Below are 23,763 nucleotides of genomic sequence, written 5' to 3' on the forward strand. Positions count from 1 at the left end.
CGTTTGCCTATTCAGACCCACTCAGCTACACTCATCAGTTTCGCTTCGTTTTTGTCTGCGTCAGCAGCAGAGAGGCGAACTATACGCACCGCCCCAACACTCGTCAACTCCCACACAACACTTTTTTAACGCCAAAGCCTTCACCTATCAACAACTCGCTGATTTATAACGAATCAGCCAGACAAAATAATTGAGCCGCCCCACCAACCCCTGTTCTACAGCAACGAATCTCGCCTCAAAGCACTGCCAAATAACAGTTCCGAAATGGACAACGCCCCATTAGGAGCGCTGTTAGTTATAATATATGTGTGTTTGGAAGTAGTGCTTACCGTGAAACACATCCTTGTCCTACCCAGGCTTGCGATTACTACCAGCTACCATGCGGTATTCGAACAGTCGGCATTCCAAAGCGCCGTTAAACAATACTGTTCGTTTACTTGCAGAAAGCCGGATCAACTTCGCCAAGCGTAGGTCAGCAGTAAAGTAATATGCGCGCCAGCCAGCAAAACGTTGCTTAAGTGCATGCCCAAGCATTGGGTACAACGCATCAAGCCAAGTCTGTTCCTCCAATCGAACACCATAAGGAGGATTGCAGATTAAGACACCCGAAGCTTGCGGTGCCTCACGCTCAAGTGCGTCCGCTTCTTCCAGTACTACAGCATTGCTAACACCCGCGGCTTCCAAATTAGCGCGGGCAGCTGCCAGCACAGCTGGTGTGTCGTCGCTGCCATAAATTGCACAGGATGCACTAGGTAGCTCTTCCGCCAACGAACGCTGCTTGATCTCATTCCATAAAGCAGCATCGAATTGCATAAACCGCTCGAAAGCGAAACTGCGCCAACGACCTGGGGCCATACGCTTAGCCATCATCGCTGCTTCAACGAGAAAAGTGCCACTACCGCACATTGGGTCCAGCAATGGCTCATCCACCTGCCATCCAGCCAGCTTTAAGATACCTGCAGCCAGATTTTCCCGTAGTGGCGCATCACCAGTCTCACGTCGATAACCACGCTTGAACAGTGCTTCACCACTGGTATCGACATAGATAGTTTGTTGCCGATCCGTCAGAAAAACATGGATTCTGATATCCGGTTTCGCAGTATCTACGCTTGGCCGCTCGCCACACGCGGTTCTGAAACCATCACAGACGGCGTCCTTAACTTTTAATGCAATGAAGTCAAGACTACGCAGCTTGCTACCAATGCCCGTCACCATCACCTTGATGGTGCATGAGACAGGAAACAATGAAGGCCATTCAATACTTCGCGCTGCTTTATAGATATCGTCTTCACTACGGTAGCTACGTTCGACTAAGCGCCAGAGGATACGGCTAGCAATCCGGCTATGAAGATTAGCCCGATACATTAATGCCCAATCACCCTGAAAGATCACCCCACCATCAGTGGGCACAATACCTTGCGCATCCAATTCAGCCAGTTCCTGTGCCAGAACTGTTTCGAGCCCTCTCGGGCAAGGGGCAAAGTAATGGAATACTTGTTTCATGCAGACAATCCGATCAGATTCACAGCGCAGGTAAAGCGTCGCGCCGCTTTTTAGGAAGTTTGGCGCGCACCAATAAATAGGCTTGGTACAACAATTTGCTGAGTTGCTCAGCGGGCAATACCGCAGGGGAGTCTAAACGGACCCAGTGATAGCGCGCCAAATAGGGTGCGGGCTTAATTCCTGGTTGGTCCGTTAACTCCAGAAAACGGGCTGGTTCAACTTTAAAAGACAAACCGGGCGATTGATCAGGGTCCGCACAGCAAACACAGAACATTTTGCTTCCTATCGAAAACACACGTTCGGTCTTCCACTTGATATCCATTGTGACGCCAGGGTAACCCAAACATATTGCTTCAACTTCGGCATGCGTCACTTGAACCACCCTTCTCATTAAGCTAATAACACCCGATCACTCACGCCGCCCTGCTATTGGGCACAACACGCCGACGAGCTTGGCTGATCACAGGTGCCCAACGCTCACCCGGCCGCTTCTTATATGTACACAAGGTAAGCTCACTAGGTGCAAAAGCGTTGACGTTGTGGGTAAGGGGCGTCGTAATCAGGTACTGTGCCTGGGTGGCTTTGAGGAAAGCACCGACTTTATCGATGTTCAATACATCCAGGTGAGCAAATGGTTCATCGATAAACACAAAGCCGGACGGATTGCTTTCGTCCATCATCAAGCCTATCAGCAAGATAAGCGACTTCATGACCTGCTGACCACCCGAGGCCTCGCCATCGTTGAGGCCCATCATGCCCTTCTGGTCAAAATCGAAACGCACCGACAAACCGGCTTGCCCCAGGGTAATGTCGTCGTTATCCAGATGTGGCGGATCAACCTCCACCACAATGCCAGACAGTTCACCCAAGCGCTTAATATTGGCGCTATAGGCCCGTACCGTGGCACGAAGCTTGGCGATATAGGCGCTACGCGCTTCGTCGGTCAGTTCCCGTGCCCGCTCTACTTCACGACCGCGCGCTGCCGTTTCATTGGCCAGCTGCTCATAGTCCTGCTGCATCTTTTCACGCAGCTCCAACACGCTGGCATCTTTCTCCCAGTCGCCCTGCTCCAGACGTTCATGCTGCCGTTGAATATCGTGACGCACATTCTGTACTGAGCTCCACTCTTCCCGTAAGGCGGGTAACGACTGTGTGGTCAATCCCCGCTCAATCAGGCCCGCACGTAATCGTTTGGCTTCTTCAATAAGTCGGGTTTGCTCCTGCTGACGACTTTCCACCTGAGATGACAGCTCATCGACCTGTTTGAGTAGGCCGTTACGCGCAATTTCAATCTCTTTCAAACGCAAACGCGCATCCATACCCGCTTGGCGCATCTGGTCCAGAGTCTGCTGCTGACTCGCCAACTCCTCTCCCAAACGCTGCGCTTCATTTCGCAGCTCGGGCAACATTTTCTCGGCAGCATCAAATTCATCACGCCGGGCCGCCAACTGCTGCACTGCATCCATACCTGCCAATTGCAATTGCAAAGCAGAAACCTTACGGCCGAGCTCTACCGAAGCCCCCTCCCAATCCAGCACCTGCTGGTTCAGGTCGCGCAGCTGTCGGCTGACTTCAGCCAACCGCGACTGCCGTGCACCTTCTCCAAAGTGATGCTCTCGCGGATCTACCCCGATATGCCGACCACCACGCCGTTCCTTGTGATACCCCTCGCGCGTAATCCAATCACCAACAACAGCTGCCGCCGCCTCAATCGACTTTACCCGTTGCACCTGATTAAGCTGCCGCGTTAACCAGCCCGGCACATCCGCCTTGATATTCAGGACTTCCAGAATCGAGCCAGGAACCGCCTTGGGTAGCGCCTCGCGTTCCGGAACAATGAAATGCCGATACTGCAACCGCTGACCAATCTGGAACGCCACTTGGCGGTCTGCATCGCGATTAAGCAAAATAATGTGGCGATAAGGTGCCAACAAAGCCTCCACTGCGGCTTGCCAGCTATTGTCCTGCACCTCGACAATCTCGCTCAGTAACTGATGGCCAATGCCTGCTTCATCCAATGCGGCGCGCATCTGGCGTACAAAAGGCTCGCAGGGCTGACGGCCGCCTTGCAAGGCAGACTGTAATTCTGAAAGCTGCTCACGTTCGCGTTTAGCCTCCTTGATTTGCAGCTGCAGCTCGGCCTGCTCACCACGTAGCCGCCCTAATGTCTCACCCAACTCTGCTGCGTCGGTACCCGACTCGGCTTCGGCAAGCGCCTTCATCTTATCCCGCTGTTCCAATAGCTTTTCTGCAGCCTTGGCTTCAGTCTTGGCTTGCTGGAAAGGCTCCCATAATTGCTTGTAGCTGGCGTCAGCGGTCAATTCAGCAGCAATCACCGCTTCCGCGGTCTCGGCCTGGGTTCGCAACTCCGTATCAACCTTCGCCAGCTCATCCTGACGTGACTTCAGTACCCGGCGCATACCTTTGAACTGGCTGACATAGCCCATTACCGAGTCATAAGACTCCAGATAGCGCAGTGCCGGCAACACACTATGTTCCAACTGGTGAACCTCGTGCTCCAAAGCCTGCCAATCCATATAGCGCTGAGCGCGACTGCGCATATTGTTGACCCGGACTTCCAGGCCGTCGAGCTGACGAGTCAGTTCCTGAAGCTCGTTTTCCGCCTCACGTTGCTCGTTCTTGGCTTGCTGATAGTTGTCGAGTACCGCTTTATCGCCAAATACCTGGAACACCAAGTCCAACAGCGACTTGGGGCCATACTCACACAGCTTGTCCGTATCACCCTGCTCCAACGCAAGCACTTCGGCAATCGCCCGGGTCAGCCCAGCTTGCTCAAGGTTCAGTTTGTAATCACGCACCCCCAGCCAGGTAAGACTTTTTTCAGCGTCTGCATTCAACTCGACCACGCCAGACGCAATCGCATAGTGGCGTACCCAGTCTCCGCCCTGCTTGGAAACGCGACAGAACAAGGTAACTGCATCCTCCGCAATTGCCCAGAAGGGACGTTGCCGGAAAAAGTCGCCCGACTTCATTGCGGGGTTATCCACGACCGCACGCAACCACGCGACCGGCTCGGAGGCATTCCGTACATAGCGCTTATAGTCCCGCCGACCCGAACACGGCAAAGCCAGTAATGTTCGCAAGGCATCAAGCAGTGTCGTCTTACCTGATCCATTCGGACCGACAATCGTGACGATCTGAGCATCCAGTGGGACTTCAATGCTTTGCCAGAAGTCCCAGTTACGCATTTCGAGTTTTCGGAATTGGAACATAGTAAGGCGGTCTTTCTTAGAGCCTGCTCACGAGCAGACACCAGCGGGTAAAGGGCAATGAATTACTACTGGACTGCTGGCTCGGTGGCACGACGCTTCAGCACTTCAGCCAATGCGCCTTCGATGATGCGCGGGGCCAGTACGCTGTAGTCGAGCATCAAATCCAGCAACGGTCCCTCGTGGACCATCTTATTGCGCCGCTCGATAAATCCAAGCCGAGCCAGCTGCCCCAGGTTGGCATTCATACGCGTCTTGCCGCCCAGCTTTTCCCGAAAATCGGCAAACAAGGCATCTTCCGGCACACCGACAGATACATCCTCACCCTGTGCCAGCGGCTTTGCCGCGCCGAACATATCTGCCTGCCCCTCACGCTCGATTTCGGCCCGACTGACCTGACGCTCACGCTTGGGCAGAATGATCAACGACCAGAGTACGATCAGTAATGCAATCGCGTCGCGTGGCAGACTCATGTTATTGCTTAGCCAGGCTTCGCCTTCACCAAACACAAAAGCCTCCATGTCCTGCTGCAAACCCACCGCAATATGCTCGGCATAGGGGTTCTCAAGCAGGGTAAGGCCCACCTCGTTCAGCCTCAATTCCAAGGAACGACGAAAGTCCTCGTCAACCAGGGCACGCCGGGCCAATGGGTCTGTACGGGCAATAAATCGGTGGGCGATCAGACGGGCGCTAAGAATGGAAAGAGCATCGTTCATAGGGGACGAGTGAAATTCGTTGGCGTCACAACCGCCACAACGAACACTTCACCTTTCATGCTTCAGTGTTTTCAATAGGGACCAGCTCACCACGACTGATGGCGGCCACTTCGGGATGATCAAGCTCAACAACTTCTGCATCATGCTGCAGACGCAAAGGCAGATTCACCATATCGCCGACAATACTTTGCTCCAACGCAGCTTCGGCATCACCAAGCAGTGAAAGCAGCGATAGGCGATAGGCAGTTTCGGGGTAGGTATCCACAACCACAGCATCGGAAATATCTGTCGGCACAGAAAACCCGGCCAACAACGCATACAGCGACTCAGCTTCAAACAGGCGCTCTGCTTCTGGTGCACTCAAGGAAGGAGCTGCAACTTTCTCTGGCAATACATTGCTTTGGGCTGCGACACGCTCACGCTCAATCAATTCGAACTCTGCGATATCCACCATTTCCGCCCCTGTCACTAGGGCCAGCTGCGGCGAGAAGCACAGCATGTTGGACGCCATACCGGCCAAGTCTGCTTGACTGGCAGTACGCAACCATTCTGCGATATCGCTGGAAGTCAGGCCAGATGCACCCAAATGTACACGCTGTGCCTGGAGCTGGTTGAGACGACGCTGGAAGCTACCCGTCAAACGCAGAATTCGCGACTGCGCCATACCAATTGCCTGCACTTGGTCCAACACCCGGCGTTCAAGGTTTTCGTCCTCGAACATACTGCGTATGACTTCCGTACCCTTTTGTACCCAACGCCAAACTGACTCAAGCCGCTTCTGAGCTTTCTGAATCTGGAATTCGGACTGTGACTCGAGCGCATCCTCGAAGTACTTGTAGAGCTCATTCAACCTTGCCAGCAAATGCTGCAGGGTTTCATTGGTTACCCTACCCATTTGTTGCTGACCGACTGCTTGCGAGGTTAGATATCCCAGCTCTGCATCCTGATCAGAGAAAGCCAACAAGGTGGAAACGGCAGCTAATGCCACACGGCCTGTTTCAGCAATCTGATACAGGCCTTCATCACCATCCCATAACAACAGCCCATTCTCGCGCAGCCGACTCAAGACCGTACGCAGCTTGATCGAATTCACATAAGCAAAATGCGCCTCCAGCTGAGCAGGCGACCAACGAGGTTCCTGACCACGAGCGCCGATCTCTCGCAATACCATCAACCGCATCAATACCTGTTCTTCATTGCCATGAAACAGCGTGATGAAGGCATTGATCAACGGCCGTGACTGCAGCAAGTCCGCCAGCGGCGGGACATCGACCGGGTTAAGCCCTGCGGCCAGAAAATCGGCAAGCTTCTCGTCAGACACGGTATTGGGCCGAATCAGGACTTAGTCGGGTCGTAGGGCTCATAAGCAGGCTGGTCTTGAGGGGCAACTTCTACTTCACGTTTAGGACGAATTGCTTCCAGATACTCCATCAACGACCAGCACAATTGTTGAGTACCTTCGCCAGTCAACCCGGAGATCGTGAACACCCGCTGCGCGTTTGGATCAAAGGGCGCATACGGATCTGGTTCCGCACTAGTCCAACCATATGCTACAAGGAAATCCTTCACACGCTGCTCGCGCTCATTCTCGGCCAACATATCTACTTTGTTGAGCACCAGCCAACGCGGCTTAAGATATAGCGCCTCATCGTACTTGCGCAGCTCTTCAACAATCGCTTTCGCCTCACGTACGGGGTCAGTCTCTTCATTGAAGGGAGCAAGATCCACCAGATGCAACAGCACACCAGTCCGCGCCAGATGCTTGAGGAACCGATGTCCCAAACCCGCACCTTCCGCTGCGCCTTCAATCAACCCAGGAATATCCGCGATCACAAAGCTGCGATTATGATCAATACGCACCACGCCCAGATTTGGATGCAAGGTAGTGAATGGATAATCCGCAACCTTGGGCTTGGCGGCAGACACCGCCCGGATAAACGTGGACTTGCCGGCATTTGGCATACCTAAGAGACCCACATCCGCCAATACCTTCAGCTCCAGCCGCAACTCGCGGTGCTCGCCCTCTTCGCCATAAGTGAACTTACGCGGCGCCCGATTGGTGGAAGTTTTAAAGTGCAGGTTACCCAGCCCCCCTTTTCCACCCTTGGCAATCAGGATCTTCTCACCGTCCTGAGCCAAATCAGCTACCAGTTCACCGGTTTCATTGTCACTGATCACCGTACCAACAGGCATACGCAGGAAAATGTCGTCCGCACCCTTGCCATAGCAATCGGCACCGCGACCATTCTCACCATGCAGGGCTCGGTATTGCTTTACAAAACGGTAGTCGACCAGGGTATTGATGTCCTTGTCCGCTACAGCCCAGATACTGCCGCCTCGGCCGCCATCTCCACCATCCGGACCGCCACGTGGCACAAACTTCTCGCGCCGCATACTGGCCGAGCCGTTGCCACCCTTGCCGGCGATCACTTCGATGCGGGCTTCGTCGATAAATTTCATGGTCGGGTCATTCCGGATAAGTGGTTAAACACCGCATTGCGGTCGAAACAAAAATAATTAGAAGCAATGCTACTGGCAGCATCCCGCTACCGTAAGTAGCCTGCTGTACCTTTGCAAATACCCAGCCTGGGTTACTTAAGAACCTGTTTACGATCTTACTGCGCAACCGTGACTAGGGCTTATCTGCTGCTCGCGGCAGGTCGTAACCGGTTCTAAGAACCTGTCTAAAGTCTGCTGTGCGTCAGCAATACGGCGTTGAAAACACCCTCGAAATGCTCATTTACCATGAGTAAACTCCGCTTTCTCGACTGTTTTCGCCTTATCTTGCTCTAGCTCGCGAGACTTTAGACAGGTTCTAAGAAATCTGATTCTTAAATGAAAAAGCCCTATCTGGCGATAGGGCTTCGATTTTAAGCGAAACACCCAGTTGCCGGCGTTTCGCTTACCGGGGAGACTTAGGCCTCAACACCGGTGTAGGGCTCGACCACAACGGTCTTACGCTTCAGCGGACCCTTGACCACAAACTTCACGTAGCCATCAACCTTGGCGTACAGAGTGTGATCCTTACCCATGCCAACGTTATCGCCTGCATGGAAACGGGTACCACGTTGACGGATGATGATCGAACCAGCGTTGATCAATTCACCACCGTAAACCTTGGTGCCCAGTCGTTTGGCTTCTGAGTCGCGACCGTTGCGCGAACTACCGCCGGCTTTTTTATGTGCCATGTTTCAGACTCCTTAGCTTACTTGACGATGGCGTCAATGCGAATTTCGGTGAAATTCTGACGATGCCCTTGGCGCTTCTGGTAGTGCTTACGGCGACGCATCTTGAAAATGCGGACCTTTTCGCCACGGCCATGCGCAACAACCGTTGCCTTGACCGTCGCGCCAGCAACCAGGGGGGTGCCAACAGAAACCGCTTCACCGTCCACCACCATCAATACTTCTTCAAGCACGATTTGGGCGTCGATGTCGGCGGCAATCTGTTCTACTTTGAGTTTTTCGCCGATAGCAACTTTGTACTGCTTGCCACCGGTTTTTACGACCGCATACATGACTGGGCTCCTAATTAGTAATCCCAACGCAGGGCGCAGGGAGCCGGCGAATATACGGAAGTCGCTGAATTTGGTCAAGTTTTTACCATTCCACCGCCTTTGATATTCTATCAAGTCGACGTATAAACACGGGGCATTCCTTTGTTCCCATAAAGACTTATCGAGCTACCGATTCAGGCTGCGTAGGCTCGGCTATAATCGCCCAGTTTTGTTTTCCCATCCCAGCCTGCCGCCGTGACCATCGAATTCGTCAAAACCGTTATCGCCGCCGATATGCAAGCCGTGGATGCCTTGATCCGCGATCGTCTTCACTCCGAGGTGATATTGGTACGCCAAGTTGCGGAGTACATCATTTCCTCTGGTGGAAAGCGCTTACGCCCAGCCCTTACGCTATTGTCCGCCCAAGCACTGGGCTACAACGGACACCACCACATAGAGCTTGCCACCGTAGTGGAATTCATTCATACGGCAACCCTGCTTCACGATGACGTCGTAGATGAGTCAAGCTTGCGCAGAGGACGCGATACCGCCAACGCGCTGTTCGGCAATGCCGCATCTGTGCTGGTAGGCGACTTCCTATACTCGCGTGCCTTCCAGATGATGGTTGGCGTTAACGATATGCGGGTAATGCAAGTGCTGGCGGACGCCACCAATGTCATCGCTGAAGGTGAGGTTTTGCAGCTGATGAATATTGGTGATGCCGAACTCAACGAGGCTGCCTACCTGAAAGTCATTCGCTACAAGACTGCCAAACTCTTTGAGGCCGCGGCACGTCTTGGCGCCTTGCTGACCAAGCAAGACAAAAATGTCGAGACCGCGCTGGCAAGCTACGGCATGCACCTAGGCACTGCATTTCAAATTGTTGATGATGTTCTCGACTATTCAGGCGAGGCAGGTGAAATAGGCAAGAATCTGGGGGACGATTTGGCAGAAGGGAAGTGCACGCTTCCATTGATTCATGCCATGCGCCTTGGTAACGAAAAACAAGCCAGTATCGTGCGCGACGCCATTGTCCATGCCCAGCGCGAGAACTTTGCCGATGTCCTAAAAGTAGTACGGACCAGTGGTGCGCTAAATGCCGCCATGGAGGCAGCCCACATTGAAGCACAATTCGCACTCGACGCAATTGCCAGCCTGCCGAACAACCCAGCATCCCAGGCACTGCGCGAGCTCGCCAGATTCGCTGTGGAAAGGAATAGTTAAGCGTCTTACCTGGCTTTACAGCCATTGGGTGAGTCGCCATAATGCGCGACTCGTTTCGGCGTGTGGCGCAGCCTGGTAGCGCACTTGCTTCGGGAGCAAGGGGTCGGAGGTTCGAATCCTCTCACGCCGACCAAAGGTAAAAAGCCGATGCTTATTCATCGGCTTTTTTTGTTGATACCTCCTTGTTTTTCCTAGAAAAGCGACCTTAACTTAGGCGATTCTGGAAAAAAAGTTCCCGCCGGTCCGAAGACCTAAGGCGGGAAGAGGAGGAGGAAACGGTTCGCACCCAAAAACTAGTGCGATTGATGTAATCGTAGCGCCGAAGTCAAATTCCTGCAAGACATAGGTATTTAATTTCAAGGTAATCTTCGATGCCGTGACGCGAACCTTCCCGGCCCAAACCAGATTGCTTTACTCCGCCAAATGGCGCCACTTCGTTGGAAATCAGGCCAGCATTGATACCAACCATGCCATATTCCAAACCTTCTGCCACCCGCCATACGCGCCCTATATCGCGGGCATAAAAGTAAGCCGCTAAGCCGAATTCTGTATCGTTGGCTCGCTCAATCACTTCCGCTTCGCTTTCGAACTTGAATAGCGGGGCCAGTGGACCAAAGGTTTCCTCACGAGCAACTTTCATCTCTGCGGTAACACCAGAAATGATGGTTGGTTCGAAGAAGCTGTGACCTAACGCATGGCGTTTACCCCCAGCCAACAGCTTGCCCCCCTTGGAAAGGGCATCGGCAATATGCTCTTCCACTTTCTCAACGGCCTTCATGTCGATCATCGGCCCCTGGGTCACACCAGGTTCTGCACCATTGCCGACTTTGAGCTGAGCAACAGCTGCTGACAGCTTCTGGGCAAATACATCGTAAACACCGGCTTGGACATATATCCGATTGGCGCAAACGCAGGTTTGCCCAGCATTACGATATTTCGAAGCGATCGCGCCCTCTACAGCGGCATCCAGATCAGCATCATCAAATACGATGAACGGTGCATTACCGCCCAACTCCAACGACACTTTTTTGATAGTCGGCGCACAAGCCGCCATCAGTTCACGACCGATTTCGGTTGAACCGGTGAAACTGAGTTTGCGCACAATCGGATTAGTCGTGAACTCACCACCAATAGCCTTTGCCGAACCAGTAACAACACTCAGTACGCCTGCCGGAACACCAGCACGGTGGGCAAGTTCAGCCATGGCCAATGCGGAAAGCGGTGTCTGGCTGGCGGGTTTGATGACCATTGGACAACCTGCCGCCAATGCAGGACCCGCCTTACGCGTAATCATGGCGGTAGGGAAGTTCCATGGCGTTACGGCGGCAGTAACACCAATTGGTTGCTTGATCACCATCAACCGTTTGTCACCCCACGGAGATGGAATCGTCTCGCCATAGACTCGCTTGGCTTCCTCTGCGAACCATTCAAAAAAGGACGCCGCATAAGTAATCTCGCCCTTAGCCTCCGCCAGTGGCTTACCTTGCTCGGCTGTCAAAATAGCTGCCAAGTCATCCTGATTGGCCAACATCAAGTCAAACAATTTGCGCAATACGGCACCACGCTCTTTGGCGGACTTGGCTTTCCAGGCAGGCCAAGCTTTATCTGCAGCCTCAATAGCACGTCGGGTTTCTGTGGCGCCCATCTTCGGTACATGAGCGATGATCTCGCCCGTGGCCGGGTTATTGACCGGGATCGTTTCGCCAGAATCCGTCCCAAGCCACTGACCATCGATATAGCACTGTTGCTTGAGCAAACTAGGATCTTTCAGGTTCAACATGGTTTCCTCCTCAGGCTTTCATCGCGGCATCAAGGATATCGAGCGCTTCGGCAAACGTTGCATCGTCTATCGTCAATGGCGCCAAGAATCGAATCACGTTCGAATACACACCACAGGTCAATAGAATCAGACCGCGCTTAATGGCTTCGGTTTGCACTTTCTTGGCAAAATCGGCATCAGGCTCGTCACTGCCCGGCTTGTTGAATTCCACCGCCACCATAAAGCCCAAGCCACGAATATCTGCGATTTGCGGCACTACCGGCTTCAGGCTAGCCAGCTTTTCTTTCAACGCAGCGCCTAAACGTTCTGCCCGCGCGTTCAACTGCTCCGTTTCGATCACATCAAGAACTGCCAATGCTGCTGCGATTGCCAACGGACTGCCTGCATAGGTACCACCCAATCCACCCGGGGACGGAGCATCCATCAAATCCGCACGGCCAGTAACGGCTGAAAGTGGAAAACCGCCCGCCAGACTCTTGGCCATAGTCATCAAGTCTGGCTTCACATCGTAGTGTTCCATTGCGAAGGTTTTCCCGGTACGAGCAAAACCCGTCTGTACTTCATCGGCAATCAGCAAAATGCCGTGTTCGTCACATAGCTTTCGCAACTCGGTAAAGAAGGGCTTAGGTACTGAGTAAAAACCACCTTCCCCTTGTACCGGCTCGATGATGATGGCAGCAACCCGCTTAGGATCGATGTCTGCCTTGAACAGCATGTGCAGGTGCTTGAGCGAATCAGCCGAAGAAACCCCGTGCAGATCGACAGGGAAAGGAGCATGAAAAACGTCTGCCGGCATAGGGCCGAAATTCAGCTTGTATGGATTCACCTTTCCGGTCAGTGCCATACCCATCATGGTCCGGCCATGAAAGCCTCCCGAAAAAGCAATGATGCCACTACGGCCGGTAGCAGCACGGGCTATCTTGACTGCATTCTCAACAGCCTCCGCCCCCGTCGAAAAGAAAGCCGTCTTCTTTGGGCCATCAATCGGCACTATCTGATTCAACTTCTCAGCCAGTTGAACATAACCCTCGTAAGGTACAACTTGGTAACAGGTATGTGTAAATGCATCGAGCTGCGCTTTTACCGCCGCTACCAGTTTGGGATGACGATGACCCGTATTCAGTACTGCGATACCCGCAGCAAAATCGATAAAACGGCATCCCTCCATATCCCAGAGCACCGCATTTTCAGCACGCTCGACAAAGAAGTCCCCCAGTACCCCTACGCCACGCGGCGTGGCAGCAAGTCGACGAGCGTGAAGAGCGGCATTCTTGGGCATGATGGCTTCCTTGCAGTTCGGAGTAGAGTTGGTGCGGATTTAATCACAAGCGATGAATAAATTCATCACATGCGGTGAATAAATTCATCGCTGCAGCGCAACATATAACGCCATGATTTGACTAAAGAAATCCGAACATTCCTGCTGATAATCAAGACCTTCCAGATGTCACGGGGTATGGCTACCCACTGCACCATCAGCCTTGAACTTGGGGAAAGAAACCAACAGAACAGACTACCGAGCATTGCACTTTTAGTTAGCGGATGTAGGCCAGTAAAGATTCAGCCCGACCATTGCGTTTCCCTAACTAGATCGAAGTACAACCCGTCTGGATCAAACAAGTTGATTTCTTAAAAGCCAACTCACGAAGTAAGCGTTAAGCCCGACGCCACTTGATCGAACAACCAATACTGGCCACTTGCTGCCTAGGTCCCTCGCCCGTCATGGCAATTTGCTTCATTGCCTCAAACAAATCGCGTGAACCTCCTTGGCGGCCGGGAGTACGGCCTGAATCATTGAAACGGCCCCGATACTGCAGTTGCAAATCGCTGTTGTAACCAAAAAAGTCTGGTGTACACATCGCACCGTAAGCTCGCGCAACGTCCTGAGTCTCGTCATAAAGATAAGGAAAGCCAAAGTGATAGGCTTTGGCATATGCCTTCATATTCTCGAAGTCATCGTCCGGATAAGCGGTTGGGTCGTTGCTGTTAATCGCCACACAACCAATGCCATAGCGCTGTAACTCCTGGCAAGTCTTTACCAATTCCTCACGTATTGCCTTCACATAAGGGCAATGGTTACAGATAAACATCACCAGTAAGCCACCAGACCCCTGTACCGCAGCCAGACTGTAATACTGGCCGTCAGTAGCCTGCAGGCTGAAGTCAGGCGCAGCGAGGCCAAACTGGCAAACGGGCGTGGTCACGCTGGTCATCTGGTAACTCCCATAAACAGGTAATGGATGCAGTATAGGTCCGGCTTGGCTGGCATAATCGACATCATTGAAAAGCATTCCTTTACCCCATGCCACGCCTCTATCTTGCCTCCCCACTTGCCTGCGGGCTTGAGTTCGACCTCCCTGATACCAACGCACGACACGTACAAGTTCTACGCTTGCAACCCGGTAATGAACTGACGCTATTCAATGGTGAAGGTGGCGAATACACCGCGCATGTAATGGAAATGGGCAAGCGACACGTAAAGGTCAGGGTAGACAGCTTCAATGACGTAGAGCGTGAATCACCGCTGCAGTTGACATTGGTTCAAGCGCTCTCCGCAACAGAGCGGATGGACTTCACCGTACAGAAAGCGGCTGAACTGGGTGTAAACAGTATCCAGATTGTGCAGTCGGCCTTCTGTGGCTACAAACTCGCAGCAGACAGGGCAGAGAAACGCTTACAGCATTGGCAAGGCGTTGCCCAGGCTGCTGCCGAACAGTGTGGCCGAACACGCATCCCGACGATATCAGCACCAATCAAACTGGAGCAATGGTTAAACCAGGCTCCAGCAGCAGACTTGAAACTACTGCTCTCACCCACAGGTGCAAACAGGCTGGATGCCTTACCAATCAAAGCCAAGACTGTACAAGTGCTGGTCGGCCCGGAAGGTGGGTTTTCCCAAGAGGAGGAAGCCAGCGCAATAGCGGCAGGTTTCATGCCACTGCTACTTGGCCCACGGATTTTCCGAACTGAATCGGTAACTCCGGTTGTCGCTGGGTTGCTACAAGCGCGCTATGGTGACTTTTGAGTACCAGCTCGGGACCTTATTGCACAACCAATCCACAGGGTGAGGCACAGCATAGAACCCGGAAGGTCACCCTGGCGAGCCATGTGCCAATGCTCCGGCGTAGACCTGCTATGCGCTCCTAAAGCGAACCGTAGGAATGCAAACCCGACAAAAACATATTGACGCCCAGAAAGGCAAAAGTAGTAACCAGCAAGCCAATTACCGCCCACCAAGCCAGTACATTGCCCCGCCAGCCTTTTACCAGTCGCACATGCAACCATGCGGCGTAATTCAGCCAAACGATCAACGCCCAGGTCTCTTTGGGGTCCCAGCTCCAGTATCCTCCCCAGGCATCTGCGGCCCACATTGCACCGAGAATGGTGGCAATGGTGAAAAACAGAAAGCCCACAGCGATGGCCTTGTACATCACCTCGCCCAACGTGTCGTAGCTTGGCAGACGGCTTGCCAATATCCCCTTGGAAACCAGTAACTGGGCGATACCCAGCATCGATGCCAAAGCAAACGCGCCATAACCGACAAAGTTGGCAGGTACGTGAATCTTCATCCACCACGATTGCAATGCTGGAATCAACGGCTGGATCTCGTGAGCTTGGCGATCTATGGAATACCAAAGAATGAAGCCAACCGCCGCAGAAATCACCAGCAATACAAAGCCGCCCATACGCCGTGTCGCAAAGCGTTGCTCGTAGTACAGATACATCAGCGAGGTGATCAGGCAAAAGAGGACGAAGACTTCGTACAGGTTCGATACCGGCACATGGCCAATATCCGGGCCGATCAGATAGCTCTCGTACCACCGAACAAAAAACCAGCTCATGGCAGCACCGGCTGCAGCCCAGGTCAACCCGGAGGCAATCGCTTCGGCCGTGTTTGAACGGCGCGCCAAACCCAGCCAATACAGACCTGTGGCAAGCACGAACAACACACACATCCACATCACCAACGACTGGCTGGCAAGAAGATACTTGAGCCAAAATGCCGTCTGGCCACGTACCAGATCATCCCCATAGAGACCGATACCGATCAGGGCAACCAAACCACTCACCGGCAGGAACACCCTTACGGACTTCCAGAACCAACCCAATGCAATAGCACCTAATGCAACGCCAACCAAAATGGCCTGTTCATAACCATCCATGAATGTGCGGTAACGTCCAAATGCTACGGCTGCGACGAGGATCATCAACGCTGCAAAAAGGTGGTCACCCAACTTCAAGCCTTGCCAAAACAACGGATTGGCCGGCCGGGACTTGGTTACATCCAAGGTAGTGGTGTTCATGTCTTGACATCCTCTTGCCGCCCTACCAATGTGGCCAGCGTTTCGGTGTGTAATTCAAATTCACGTACAGTCTGCGCATCATGGCGATTGGCGCTCATAGCCAATAACACCTTCCCTTCGCCAGCCCAAACCCAGATTCGATTTTCGCGAATATAGAACATGCAGAAAATCCCAAGAACCAGCAGGAGGCTCCCCAGGTACACGAGGTTCTTGCCTGGGCTGCGGGTTAGCTGAAAGCCGCTCGACTTCACTTCGGTAAAACCGACAGGTTGCAAATAGAAGTCGTTGCCGTAATCAAAGCTGGCCGATACCGCTACCAGACTGTCCATCAGAAACCGGTAATGCGCTTCGTCCAACTCAACGACGGGCAAGTTGGCGCGCTCCTGCGTCAAACGCATCGCATCAATTACCGCACCTTGCAAAAGCTTGATGTAAGTCTGCGCCACCGCCTGGCGTTTGACTTTCGGCACCTTGTCGTCCAAAAAGCGCTCCAACGCGGTAAAACCACCTTCAGAGAATCGCTGCAGTACCCATTGCAGACTTTGTTCGAACTCTCGCCGATACGGGCCTGAAATAGCACCGTCCTTTTCCGCCTTCTCTGCCGTACGGCGGGCAATCTCCGACCACGCGGCGGAATCAAACAAAGTCGCGCGCAACCTCATGAACGTGTCTGGCTGCAGGTCACCATCCAATGGAATACGAACAAATGCAAAAGGAGCAGCTACTTCGCTACGAACACCACTCATCAGGTAATAACGACCATCCTGCTCAAACGGTGCCAGGTAATTCAGGTATTCGCGTGCCTGCCCCTGCGCATCTCGCACTTTAAACTGGATCGAAGGGCCAACATTCTTGACCTTCTTCTCAGCTTTCACCTGTCGAACATCCTGCACCAGCTTACTCATCCCCTGCTCTTGCGCTGTCTCACCCAGGTTTTCGATATTGAAAGCGCGGAAATCACCGAACTCCAATGTCAGTGGCTTAGATTGCCACTTCAACGGTAATTGGCTTTGGGAGACTGCATCCAGCGGCTTTGACTGCGACTGCTTGCCAAACAAATCCCAGACAGCAAATTGAAGCTGAGACCCACCATCACCAAAGCTGGACTGATAAATCGCAATGCCATCAACAATTAATGGGTGGTTGACCTTAACCGTAGCCGACGTCACCTTGCCAGTTGCTTTTTCAGTTACCTCTATATCGCTGGCAAACAACTTGGGCTGGCCAGTACTGTAATGCTCGATGTGAAATTTCTTGAGCTTGAGCGTAAAAGGCAACTCTTGAACGAAATAACCCCGCCCAGCATTCAAAAAAACCACATCACCCGCTGCACCTTCTGGGAGCTCCAACATTCCGCGGAAAGACAAATTACCGGTATCTAGCCGGCTTTTTGCTGGAATCTGGCTTTGCGGCACATTACGGAGTTCGACCTCTTTCTGACCAAATACCTCCTGCACCTTGAGCGGCAAATTTCCGTCCAACAATCCGCCAATACAGATAACGACAATCGCAGCATGCGCCAGCAAATAACCCAACCGCTGCATACTGCCTTTTTTGGCAGCAAGCATTTGCCCATCGGTACGCTCTTGCTGCTTAAAACGATATCCTTGCGTCGCCAACCATGGCTGTATACCGGCAAGGGCCGACTGAGACCCATCGCTATCGAATTCGGCGTGATGTGGCATTGCCCTCAACGACTTCAACGAAGCCTGTTCACGGTAGTGCTTTACATCTCGCAAAACACCGGGCAATTGCCGATAGATGCAAAGTGATGTCGACACCACCAGAAACGCCAGAATGCCCAGAAACCAGCTGGCGTGGTACACATCGAACAGGCCCAGCCACAGGAATAACTGAAACCAGAAATCGCCAAATTCGATCGCGTAGTTCGTATAAGGCTGGTTCTGTTGCAATACGGTACCAATCACCGACGCAATCGCGATGATGCTCAGCAGACTGATGGCAAACCGCATCGAACTGAGCAACTCATAAACGGCTTGCCAGAAGGTAAGGCGACGCACTTTGATTCCAGTAAACAAATCAAAGGGGTGGCGAGGCCACCCCTTGAGTATATCGGGCCAGGACAAAACGCCCTGGCAGATCATTTTTCTTTAACGCAAACCCGCAATGTACTCTGCAACAGCTTTCATGTCCGCATCCGACAACTTGCCCGCGATCGGTTTCATGATCAAATTTACCCGCCCAGTACCTACCTTGTAGTCTTTCAAGGACTTTTCAATGTATGCAGCGTGCTGAGATCCCAGGCGCGGAAACTGAACCGGCATACCGCTACCATTAGGACCGTGGCAAGCCATACATGCCGGCACGCCGGTTTCGCGGTTACCACCGCGATAGATCTTCTTACCTGCCTCTATCAAGACTTTGTTGGTACCCGCACGCTCTTTTGGTTTTTGCTCGCCAAAATACGCTGCCAAGTTCTTCATATCAGCATCAGATAACGCCGCCACCTGCCCCATCATGATCGGGTCTTTACGTTCGCCCTTCTTGAAAGCGGTCAACTGGGCATACAAATATTCCGGATGCTGACCAGCAAGGCTCGGATTAGCGCTGGCGGCACTGTTACCGTCCATGCCATGACAAGCAGCACATACTTGCTCAACGATCGCTTTACCCTTGGCCGGATCGGCCTTGGCCACGGGTGCAGGCGCTTCTGACGCATAGGCCACAGAAGCCGCTAAGCCAAGCACAATTGCCAGCGCGCTACGTTTCATAGAGGTAACTCCTTGATGACGATGGGTGCGGCGATTTCGCCGTCGTTGCTCTGTTTATAAGTGGTATTGCGAGAACCCAGAGGCCAGCCAAGCCGATGCCTTGATTCAAACCTGATATTCTATCCGAACCTACAGGTGCCGCAAAAGGCACGCACCATAACGAGATTTCGCTCCCATGTCGCTGTTCAGCCAACTTCGCTTCCATACAACCGTCAACGAGCTGCATATGCTGCCACAGAACGGCGTGGAAGTTGCTTTCGTCGGTCGCTCCAATGCTGGTAAATCCAGTGCGATCAACACCCTCGCAAACCACACTCGGCTGGCTTTTGTCTCCAAAACACCTGGCCGCACCCAGCACATCAATTATTTCGATCTTGGCGGTGAGCGCTTTCTCGTAGACCTCCCCGGTTATGGCTACGCACAAGTCCCGGAAGCGATTCGTGCTCATTGGCAACAATTGCTTGGTAATTACCTGGCAACTCGTCCAAATCTGATCGGCTTGGTACTGATCATGGATTCACGTCATCCTCTCAAGCCACTGGACGTAAATATGCTCGACTGGTTTTTGCCAACAGGCAAACCCGTCCATGTTTTACTCACAAAATGCGATAAATTGACGCGCCAAGAGCAAACAAAAACATTGGCGCAAGTACGTAAATCATTGGAAGCTTGGCCCAATTGTTCTGTACAGTTATTTTCCAGCCTAAAAAAACAAGGCATGGAAGACGCCGAAAAAATAGTCGGTGAATGGTTCAATCAAGCCACCTCAGAATCGACTTGAAACAAAAGTCGGGAACTAAATCTCATGCCCACCGCTCTTATTACACAGGTGTTTGCACACCTCCCGCTTCCCCTCCCTGAGCGGGATCCGGCCAATCGAATACGAGCCGGTATTTTAAGCCCCAGCCTACCTCCCCTTATGGCTGGGGCATTTTATTCGTAGCCTAAAAAAAGCGAATCAATTCTGTTCTGCCTGGATAGTGATTTGATTGTCATTGTGCTATGTTAACGTTTGCTATTCCGGTGTCCTATTGTACGGAAGAGGCAAAAGGAGATAGGCCGATGCAGAACCTCGCCGGCATTAAGGTTATGGTGATCGACGACAGCAATACCATCCGCCGGAGCGCTGAGATTTTTCTCGGGCAGGCTGGATGTGAAGTCATTCTGGCCGAAGACGGTTTCGACGCACTGGCAAAAATCAGCGACCACCATCCGGACGTGATTTTTGTTGATGTGATGATGCCCAGGCTGGACGGTTATCAAACCTGTTCGCTAATTAAAAAAAACCCAAAGTTCAAGTCCACTCCGGTCATCATGCTGTCCTCCAAAGACGGTTTGTTTGATCGAGCTCGCGGCCGAATGGTCGGCTCGGACGAATACTTAACCAAGCCATTCACAAAAGACAGCTTGCTTCAAGCGGTGGGTGCACATACAACCCCCGCTTAGAGTAAGTACCAAAGGACTGACAAACGCATGACTATCAAGAAAATTCTGATCGTCGACGACTCACCGACCGAGCGCCACTTCCTGGGCGAGTTGTTGACCAAGAACGGCTTTCAAGTAATGACTCTGGAAAGCGGTGAAGAAGCCGTCGCCCGCGTCAAGGAATTGATGCCGGATCTAATTCTGATGGATGTGGTTATGCCGGGTCTGAATGGTTTTCAGGCCACCCGCACCATTTCCAAAGACGATGCAACCCAGCACATACCCATCATTATGTGTACCTCCAAGGGTCAGGAGACTGACATCGTCTGGGGTAAGCGTCAGGGTGCGCGCGGTTATGTCGTCAAGCCGGTGAACCCCGACGAATTGCTGCAACAGATCGCCGCACTCGGCTAAATCGGACAAGCCATGGCCAAGCGCGTCAGTCTCCGCGAATTTCAGGAAAGTGTGGTTGCGCGGCTTAAATCGCTGCCCGCCACACACACCGCCACCACCAAACTTGGTATTCAGGTTGGTGATTCCTCATGGCTAGTGGACCTCACAGACGTCAGTGAGGTGTTACCGGTGCCTGGCATGGCGCACGTGCCGTTAACCCGTCGCTGGTTTAAAGGCTTGGCGAATATTCGCGGCAATCTTTTCAGCGTAGTCGACTTGCCCGGATTCCTCGGGGACGAACCTGTAAAAACCTCAGTTTCGAGCCGGCTGTTGCTGATTCATTCGCGCCACATCATGAACTCAGCCCTGCTGGTCAACCGCATGCTGGGTTTACGGAATGTACAAGATATGCAAGAAGTGGCGCCGGCAGATCCGGCTGTGCCTTGGTGCGGACCAACGAGAAGGGATGCCGATGGCCGGGAGTGGCGTGAATTGCGGATTTCGGAATTGGTGCAACAAGCACCGTTCCTACAAGTCGGTACGATCTGAGGCTTTACGCATGTAAGCGGTTAGGTTAGTTACCTGAATACATGGCATTGGCTCTGTTAGAGCCGCAAAGACATTAGTAACTGGGAGATTGGCGAATATGGCGCTGCTGGACAAAAAGAAATCGCGCGGCAAGGATAAAGCCGCTGATGCTAACCACGGGGCCTCCGCTTCGGCACAAGGCGGCCTGTTGTCCAAATTGAAATTTTGGCCTTCCTCCGCAGATTCCAAGCAGGAAAAAGCTTACGATCCGCTTCGGACAGTCTCAATTCTCGATCGTATTCGTCCGCAGGCGGAAGCCGGCGGCACTACACCAATGCCGCTGATCGGCCACTTACCCGCTCGCACCCAGATTCAAATCTGTCTAGCCGTCATGGTGATATTCGTTATCCTGTTCGCGGTGACCACCATCTTGATGGTGCGATCCTCTGGGCATGATGCCATCTACCGCGCCACCTCGACGGAAATGCAGATGCTTTCACAGCGGATGGCACGTTCATCCGCTCAAGCCATTCAAGGTAACGCCGACGCCTTCTCATTTCTTGGTGAAGCTTACGGACAGTTCAACGATGAACTGACACGCCTCGTAGAGGGTGGTGATGGCTTGCCTGCCTCTAAAGGCGACGCTGCCAAGATACTTGCAGAAGTCAAGAAGAACTGGGATACCAACTTCCGTCCCAGCCAGAAGAAACCGACGGTTGAGACCATTCTCAAGCAAAAAGATACCTTGGTGTCCGTGACAAAAAGCGTGAATGACATCAACCGTAACGACGCCAAACTCCTAGAACTGACACAACAGCTTGTATCCCTACTTGCAGAAGCCGGTGCATCTACCCATGAGTTAGAGTTGGCCAACCAGCAGGTGATGCTGTCACAACGTATGGCCAAAAACGCCAACGCGATGTTGGCAGGTGAAATCATTAACCCGGAAGTGGTGTTCCTGCTGGGTAAAGATACCAATACCTTCCGCGATACCCTGACAGGCATGCTTGAAGGAAGTGAGGAATTGCGCATTCCTGCTGCTCGTAACGCCGAAGTAAAAGACAAACTGGTCGAAATTCGAGATCTGTTCAAAGATTTTGAAACGGTTGTGGGCGCCTTTTCCCGTAACATGCAGAACTTGGTTAACACCCGTCTTGCCAACCAGACCATCTATAAGGAAAGCGAAACGCTACTGAAAGATACCCGTGCGTTGACTGAAGCCTATGAGAAACAGGCTACTGGTATCTTCGTTGTTGTTCTGGAAATTGTCTTTGCAATCATTGCTTTCGTAGGCTTGTATGGCCTGATCCGTGTGTATAACGGCGAATCGCAACGTCGTCGGTTTGAAATCGAAGCGGAAAATAAACGTAACCAGGAGGCCATTCTGCGCCTGCTGAACGAAATGTCGGATCTTGCTGACGGTGACTTGACGGTTCGAGCTTCTGTGACAGAAGACCTGACCGGCGCTATCGCTGACTCCATGAACTACACGATTGACGAGCTGCGAAGCCTGATTATCGGTATTAACCGCGCAACGGATCAGGTGACAGCCGCTTCCCAACAAGCCCAAGCGATTTCTGGTGAGCTGCTACAAGCTGCACAGCGCCAATCTGAAGAAATTATCGATACTAACGAAGTGGTTCAGAACATTGCCCGATCAATTACCGATGTGTCGGGTACAACGGTAGAGTCCGCCCGAGTGGCCCGCCAGTCTCTGCAAGCGGCAACAAAGGGTACTGAGGCCGTACAAAACCAGATTAAGGGCATGAATGAAATTCGTGAACAGATCCAAGAGACTGCTAAGCGAATCAAGCGTCTGGGTGAAAGCTCACAGGAAATTACCGAAATTGTGGAACTGATTTCCGACATTACTGAGCAGACGAACGTTCTGGCCCTGAACGCTGCTATCCAGGCTGCATCTGCCGGTGAAGCAGGGCGTGGTTTCACGGTGGTTGCGGAAGAAGTGCAGCGGCTAGCTGAACGTTCCGGTGAGGCTACCAAACAGATCGGCGCCATTGTAAAAACCATTCAGGCGGATACGCACGATGCGGTGGCCGCTATGGAACTCTCCACCCAGGGTGTGGTTGAAGGTGCCAAGCTGTCTGACGCTGCAGGTCAAGCACTGAACGAGATCGGGCAGGTGTCGAACGAACTGGCCAGCCTGATTCAAACAATCGCAAAAGCAACCGAGTCTCAGCAGCAGCTGGCTGACAAAGTGGCGGTCTCGATGCAGGACATTCTTCGCATTACGGAGCAGACCACCGCCGGTACCAAACAAACTGCGGTGCAGATTGGTCAGCTAACAGGTCTGGCCGCCGAACTGAAGGGTTCGGTCGCGGGCTTTAAGCTCTAATCTGCTTGTGGTCATCTTGCATGCTTCACAGCAAGGTGACCAGCTACTCTTTTAGCCCTCTCGCGGAACGACAATACTG

22 protein-coding genes and 1 tRNA gene are annotated in these 23,763 nt (G+C 52.7%); 9 read left to right on the top strand and 14 right to left on the bottom strand.

Going from position 1 to position 23,763, the window contains the following annotated elements; genetic code table 11:
• A partial coding sequence (locus ACUHMQ_RS02790) for a hypothetical protein (protein ID WP_445293924.1) occupies nt 1-194 on the top strand: 194 nt, incomplete at its 5' end.
• Between the two features lie 154 nt (nt 195-348).
• Here ACUHMQ_RS02790 and ACUHMQ_RS02795 read toward each other — a convergent pair.
• The 8 genes from ACUHMQ_RS02795 to rplU all read right to left on the bottom strand — a co-directional run bounded on the left by ACUHMQ_RS02795 (nt 349) and on the right by rplU (nt 8,966).
• Nucleotides 349-1,503 carry a THUMP domain-containing class I SAM-dependent RNA methyltransferase gene (locus ACUHMQ_RS02795; protein ID WP_445293925.1) on the bottom strand — a complete coding sequence of 385 codons (1,155 nt, stop codon included), beginning with the start codon at nt 1,501-1,503 and terminating at the stop codon, nt 349-351.
• Between the two features lie 19 nt (nt 1,504-1,522).
• Nucleotides 1,523-1,894 (bottom strand): MmcQ/YjbR family DNA-binding protein, encoded by a 372-nt coding sequence (locus ACUHMQ_RS02800; protein ID WP_445293926.1) that lies wholly within the window; start codon nt 1,892-1,894, stop codon nt 1,523-1,525.
• A gap of 22 nt (nt 1,895-1,916) precedes the next feature.
• Entirely contained in the window at nt 1,917-4,736 is a 2,820-nt protein-coding gene (locus ACUHMQ_RS02805; protein ID WP_445293927.1) for an ATP-binding protein, read from the bottom strand.
• 65 nt (nt 4,737-4,801) lie between these two features.
• Complete coding sequence (locus ACUHMQ_RS02810) at nt 4,802-5,449, bottom strand: hypothetical protein (protein ID WP_445293928.1); 648 nt, start codon at nt 5,447-5,449, stop codon at nt 4,802-4,804.
• 55 nt (nt 5,450-5,504) lie between these two features.
• On the bottom strand, nt 5,505-6,770 hold the full coding sequence (locus tag ACUHMQ_RS02815; RefSeq protein WP_445293929.1) for a hypothetical protein: 1,266 nt from the start codon (nt 6,768-6,770) through the stop codon (nt 5,505-5,507).
• Between the two features lie 14 nt (nt 6,771-6,784).
• Nucleotides 6,785-7,909 (bottom strand): GTPase ObgE, encoded by a 1,125-nt coding sequence (gene obgE, locus ACUHMQ_RS02820; RefSeq protein ID WP_445293930.1) that lies wholly within the window; start codon nt 7,907-7,909, stop codon nt 6,785-6,787.
• A gap of 455 nt (nt 7,910-8,364) precedes the next feature.
• Nucleotides 8,365-8,637: a 50S ribosomal protein L27 gene (gene rpmA, locus ACUHMQ_RS02825; protein WP_445293931.1), complete on the bottom strand. Its 273-nt coding sequence runs from the start codon at nt 8,635-8,637 to the stop codon at nt 8,365-8,367.
• 17 nt (nt 8,638-8,654) lie between these two features.
• Nucleotides 8,655-8,966, bottom strand: a complete 312-nt coding sequence (rplU, locus tag ACUHMQ_RS02830; RefSeq protein ID WP_184198959.1) for a 50S ribosomal protein L21 — start codon at nt 8,964-8,966, stop codon at nt 8,655-8,657.
• Between the two features lie 234 nt (nt 8,967-9,200).
• On the opposite strand from rplU, the gene ACUHMQ_RS02835 reads away from it, so the two are divergent.
• Together ACUHMQ_RS02835 and ACUHMQ_RS02840 are read left to right on the top strand one after the other, a co-directional pair.
• Complete coding sequence (locus ACUHMQ_RS02835) at nt 9,201-10,169, top strand: polyprenyl synthetase family protein (protein WP_445293932.1); 969 nt, start codon at nt 9,201-9,203, stop codon at nt 10,167-10,169.
• Between the two features lie 56 nt (nt 10,170-10,225).
• A tRNA-Pro gene (locus ACUHMQ_RS02840) sits at nt 10,226-10,302 on the top strand.
• Nucleotides 10,303-10,494: 192 nt separating this feature from the next.
• Here ACUHMQ_RS02840 and gabD read toward each other — a convergent pair.
• The 3 genes from gabD to ACUHMQ_RS02855 all read right to left on the bottom strand — a co-directional run bounded on the left by gabD (nt 10,495) and on the right by ACUHMQ_RS02855 (nt 14,240).
• Nucleotides 10,495-11,949 carry an NADP-dependent succinate-semialdehyde dehydrogenase gene (gene gabD / locus ACUHMQ_RS02845; protein WP_445293933.1) on the bottom strand — a complete coding sequence of 485 codons (1,455 nt, stop codon included), beginning with the start codon at nt 11,947-11,949 and terminating at the stop codon, nt 10,495-10,497.
• A 10-nt stretch (nt 11,950-11,959) separates the two neighbouring features.
• On the bottom strand, nt 11,960-13,228 hold the full coding sequence (locus tag ACUHMQ_RS02850) for a 4-aminobutyrate--2-oxoglutarate transaminase (RefSeq protein WP_445293934.1): 1,269 nt from the start codon (nt 13,226-13,228) through the stop codon (nt 11,960-11,962).
• A gap of 376 nt (nt 13,229-13,604) precedes the next feature.
• Nucleotides 13,605-14,240 carry a thioredoxin family protein gene (locus ACUHMQ_RS02855; RefSeq protein ID WP_445293935.1) on the bottom strand — a complete coding sequence of 212 codons (636 nt, stop codon included), beginning with the start codon at nt 14,238-14,240 and terminating at the stop codon, nt 13,605-13,607.
• A gap of 11 nt (nt 14,241-14,251) precedes the next feature.
• On the opposite strand from ACUHMQ_RS02855, the gene ACUHMQ_RS02860 reads away from it, so the two are divergent.
• Nucleotides 14,252-14,974: a 16S rRNA (uracil(1498)-N(3))-methyltransferase gene (locus ACUHMQ_RS02860; RefSeq protein WP_445293936.1), complete on the top strand. Its 723-nt coding sequence runs from the start codon at nt 14,252-14,254 to the stop codon at nt 14,972-14,974.
• A gap of 118 nt (nt 14,975-15,092) precedes the next feature.
• Here ACUHMQ_RS02860 and ccsB read toward each other — a convergent pair whose 3' ends face one another.
• The 3 genes from ccsB to ACUHMQ_RS02875 all read right to left on the bottom strand — a co-directional run bounded on the left by ccsB (nt 15,093) and on the right by ACUHMQ_RS02875 (nt 18,985).
• Nucleotides 15,093-16,253, bottom strand: coding sequence for a c-type cytochrome biogenesis protein CcsB (gene ccsB, locus ACUHMQ_RS02865; protein WP_445293937.1), 1,161 nt, complete (start codon nt 16,251-16,253; stop codon nt 15,093-15,095).
• Nucleotides 16,250-18,274, bottom strand: coding sequence for a cytochrome c biogenesis protein ResB (locus tag ACUHMQ_RS02870; RefSeq protein ID WP_445293938.1), 2,025 nt, complete (start codon nt 18,272-18,274; stop codon nt 16,250-16,252). Before ACUHMQ_RS02870 ends, ccsB begins: the two co-directional genes overlap by 4 nt.
• Before the next feature lie 90 nt (nt 18,275-18,364).
• Entirely contained in the window at nt 18,365-18,985 is a 621-nt protein-coding gene (locus ACUHMQ_RS02875) for a c-type cytochrome (RefSeq protein WP_445293939.1), read from the bottom strand.
• Nucleotides 18,986-19,160: 175 nt separating this feature from the next.
• Between ACUHMQ_RS02875 and yihA the strand changes: the two genes are divergently transcribed.
• From yihA to ACUHMQ_RS02900, 5 genes are all read left to right on the top strand, one after another.
• Nucleotides 19,161-19,766 (top strand): ribosome biogenesis GTP-binding protein YihA/YsxC, encoded by a 606-nt coding sequence (yihA, locus tag ACUHMQ_RS02880; RefSeq protein WP_445293940.1) that lies wholly within the window; start codon nt 19,161-19,163, stop codon nt 19,764-19,766.
• A gap of 281 nt (nt 19,767-20,047) precedes the next feature.
• Nucleotides 20,048-20,431, top strand: a complete 384-nt coding sequence (gene pilG / locus ACUHMQ_RS02885; protein WP_445293941.1) for a twitching motility response regulator PilG — start codon at nt 20,048-20,050, stop codon at nt 20,429-20,431.
• A gap of 27 nt (nt 20,432-20,458) precedes the next feature.
• Nucleotides 20,459-20,824: a response regulator gene (locus ACUHMQ_RS02890; protein ID WP_445293942.1), complete on the top strand. Its 366-nt coding sequence runs from the start codon at nt 20,459-20,461 to the stop codon at nt 20,822-20,824.
• A 12-nt stretch (nt 20,825-20,836) separates the two neighbouring features.
• Complete coding sequence (locus tag ACUHMQ_RS02895; RefSeq protein ID WP_445293943.1) at nt 20,837-21,352, top strand: chemotaxis protein CheW; 516 nt, start codon at nt 20,837-20,839, stop codon at nt 21,350-21,352.
• A 97-nt stretch (nt 21,353-21,449) separates the two neighbouring features.
• The gene (locus tag ACUHMQ_RS02900; RefSeq protein ID WP_445293944.1) at nt 21,450-23,684 is read left to right on the top strand and encodes a methyl-accepting chemotaxis protein; all 2,235 of its coding nucleotides are present in this window, start codon (nt 21,450-21,452) and stop codon (nt 23,682-23,684) included.
• Nucleotides 23,685-23,763: the final 79 nt, after the last annotated feature.

It is taken from the genome of Chitinimonas violaceus (genome assembly GCF_052601015.1).

Excerpts from the sequence above, each read along its gene's own strand:
- pilG (WP_445293941.1), top strand. The coding sequence starts at position 20,048 with ATGCAGAACCTCGCCGGCATTAAGGTTATGGTGATCGACGACAGCAAT.
- ACUHMQ_RS02875 (WP_445293939.1), bottom strand. The coding sequence starts at position 18,985 with ATGAAACGTAGCGCGCTGGCAATTGTGCTTGGCTTAGCGGCTTCTGTG.
- ACUHMQ_RS02850 (WP_445293934.1), bottom strand. The coding sequence starts at position 13,228 with ATGCCCAAGAATGCCGCTCTTCACGCTCGTCGACTTGCTGCCACGCCG.
- ACUHMQ_RS02800 (WP_445293926.1), bottom strand. The coding sequence starts at position 1,894 with ATGAGAAGGGTGGTTCAAGTGACGCATGCCGAAGTTGAAGCAATATGT.
- gabD (WP_445293933.1), bottom strand. The coding sequence starts at position 11,949 with ATGTTGAACCTGAAAGATCCTAGTTTGCTCAAGCAACAGTGCTATATC.
- ACUHMQ_RS02855 (WP_445293935.1), bottom strand. The coding sequence starts at position 14,240 with ATGCTTTTCAATGATGTCGATTATGCCAGCCAAGCCGGACCTATACTG.
- ACUHMQ_RS02805 (WP_445293927.1), bottom strand. The coding sequence starts at position 4,736 with ATGTTCCAATTCCGAAAACTCGAAATGCGTAACTGGGACTTCTGGCAA.
- ACUHMQ_RS02810 (WP_445293928.1), bottom strand. The coding sequence starts at position 5,449 with ATGAACGATGCTCTTTCCATTCTTAGCGCCCGTCTGATCGCCCACCGA.
- ACUHMQ_RS02895 (WP_445293943.1), top strand. The coding sequence starts at position 20,837 with ATGGCCAAGCGCGTCAGTCTCCGCGAATTTCAGGAAAGTGTGGTTGCG.
- ccsB (WP_445293937.1), bottom strand. The coding sequence starts at position 16,253 with ATGAACACCACTACCTTGGATGTAACCAAGTCCCGGCCGGCCAATCCG.
- rpmA (WP_445293931.1), bottom strand. The coding sequence starts at position 8,637 with ATGGCACATAAAAAAGCCGGCGGTAGTTCGCGCAACGGTCGCGACTCA.
- ACUHMQ_RS02860 (WP_445293936.1), top strand. The coding sequence starts at position 14,252 with ATGCCACGCCTCTATCTTGCCTCCCCACTTGCCTGCGGGCTTGAGTTC.
- ACUHMQ_RS02795 (WP_445293925.1), bottom strand. The coding sequence starts at position 1,503 with ATGAAACAAGTATTCCATTACTTTGCCCCTTGCCCGAGAGGGCTCGAA.
- rplU (WP_184198959.1), bottom strand. The coding sequence starts at position 8,966 with ATGTATGCGGTCGTAAAAACCGGTGGCAAGCAGTACAAAGTTGCTATC.
- yihA (WP_445293940.1), top strand. The coding sequence starts at position 19,161 with ATGTCGCTGTTCAGCCAACTTCGCTTCCATACAACCGTCAACGAGCTG.
- ACUHMQ_RS02890 (WP_445293942.1), top strand. The coding sequence starts at position 20,459 with ATGACTATCAAGAAAATTCTGATCGTCGACGACTCACCGACCGAGCGC.
- obgE (WP_445293930.1), bottom strand. The coding sequence starts at position 7,909 with ATGAAATTTATCGACGAAGCCCGCATCGAAGTGATCGCCGGCAAGGGT.
- ACUHMQ_RS02900 (WP_445293944.1), top strand. The coding sequence starts at position 21,450 with ATGGCGCTGCTGGACAAAAAGAAATCGCGCGGCAAGGATAAAGCCGCT.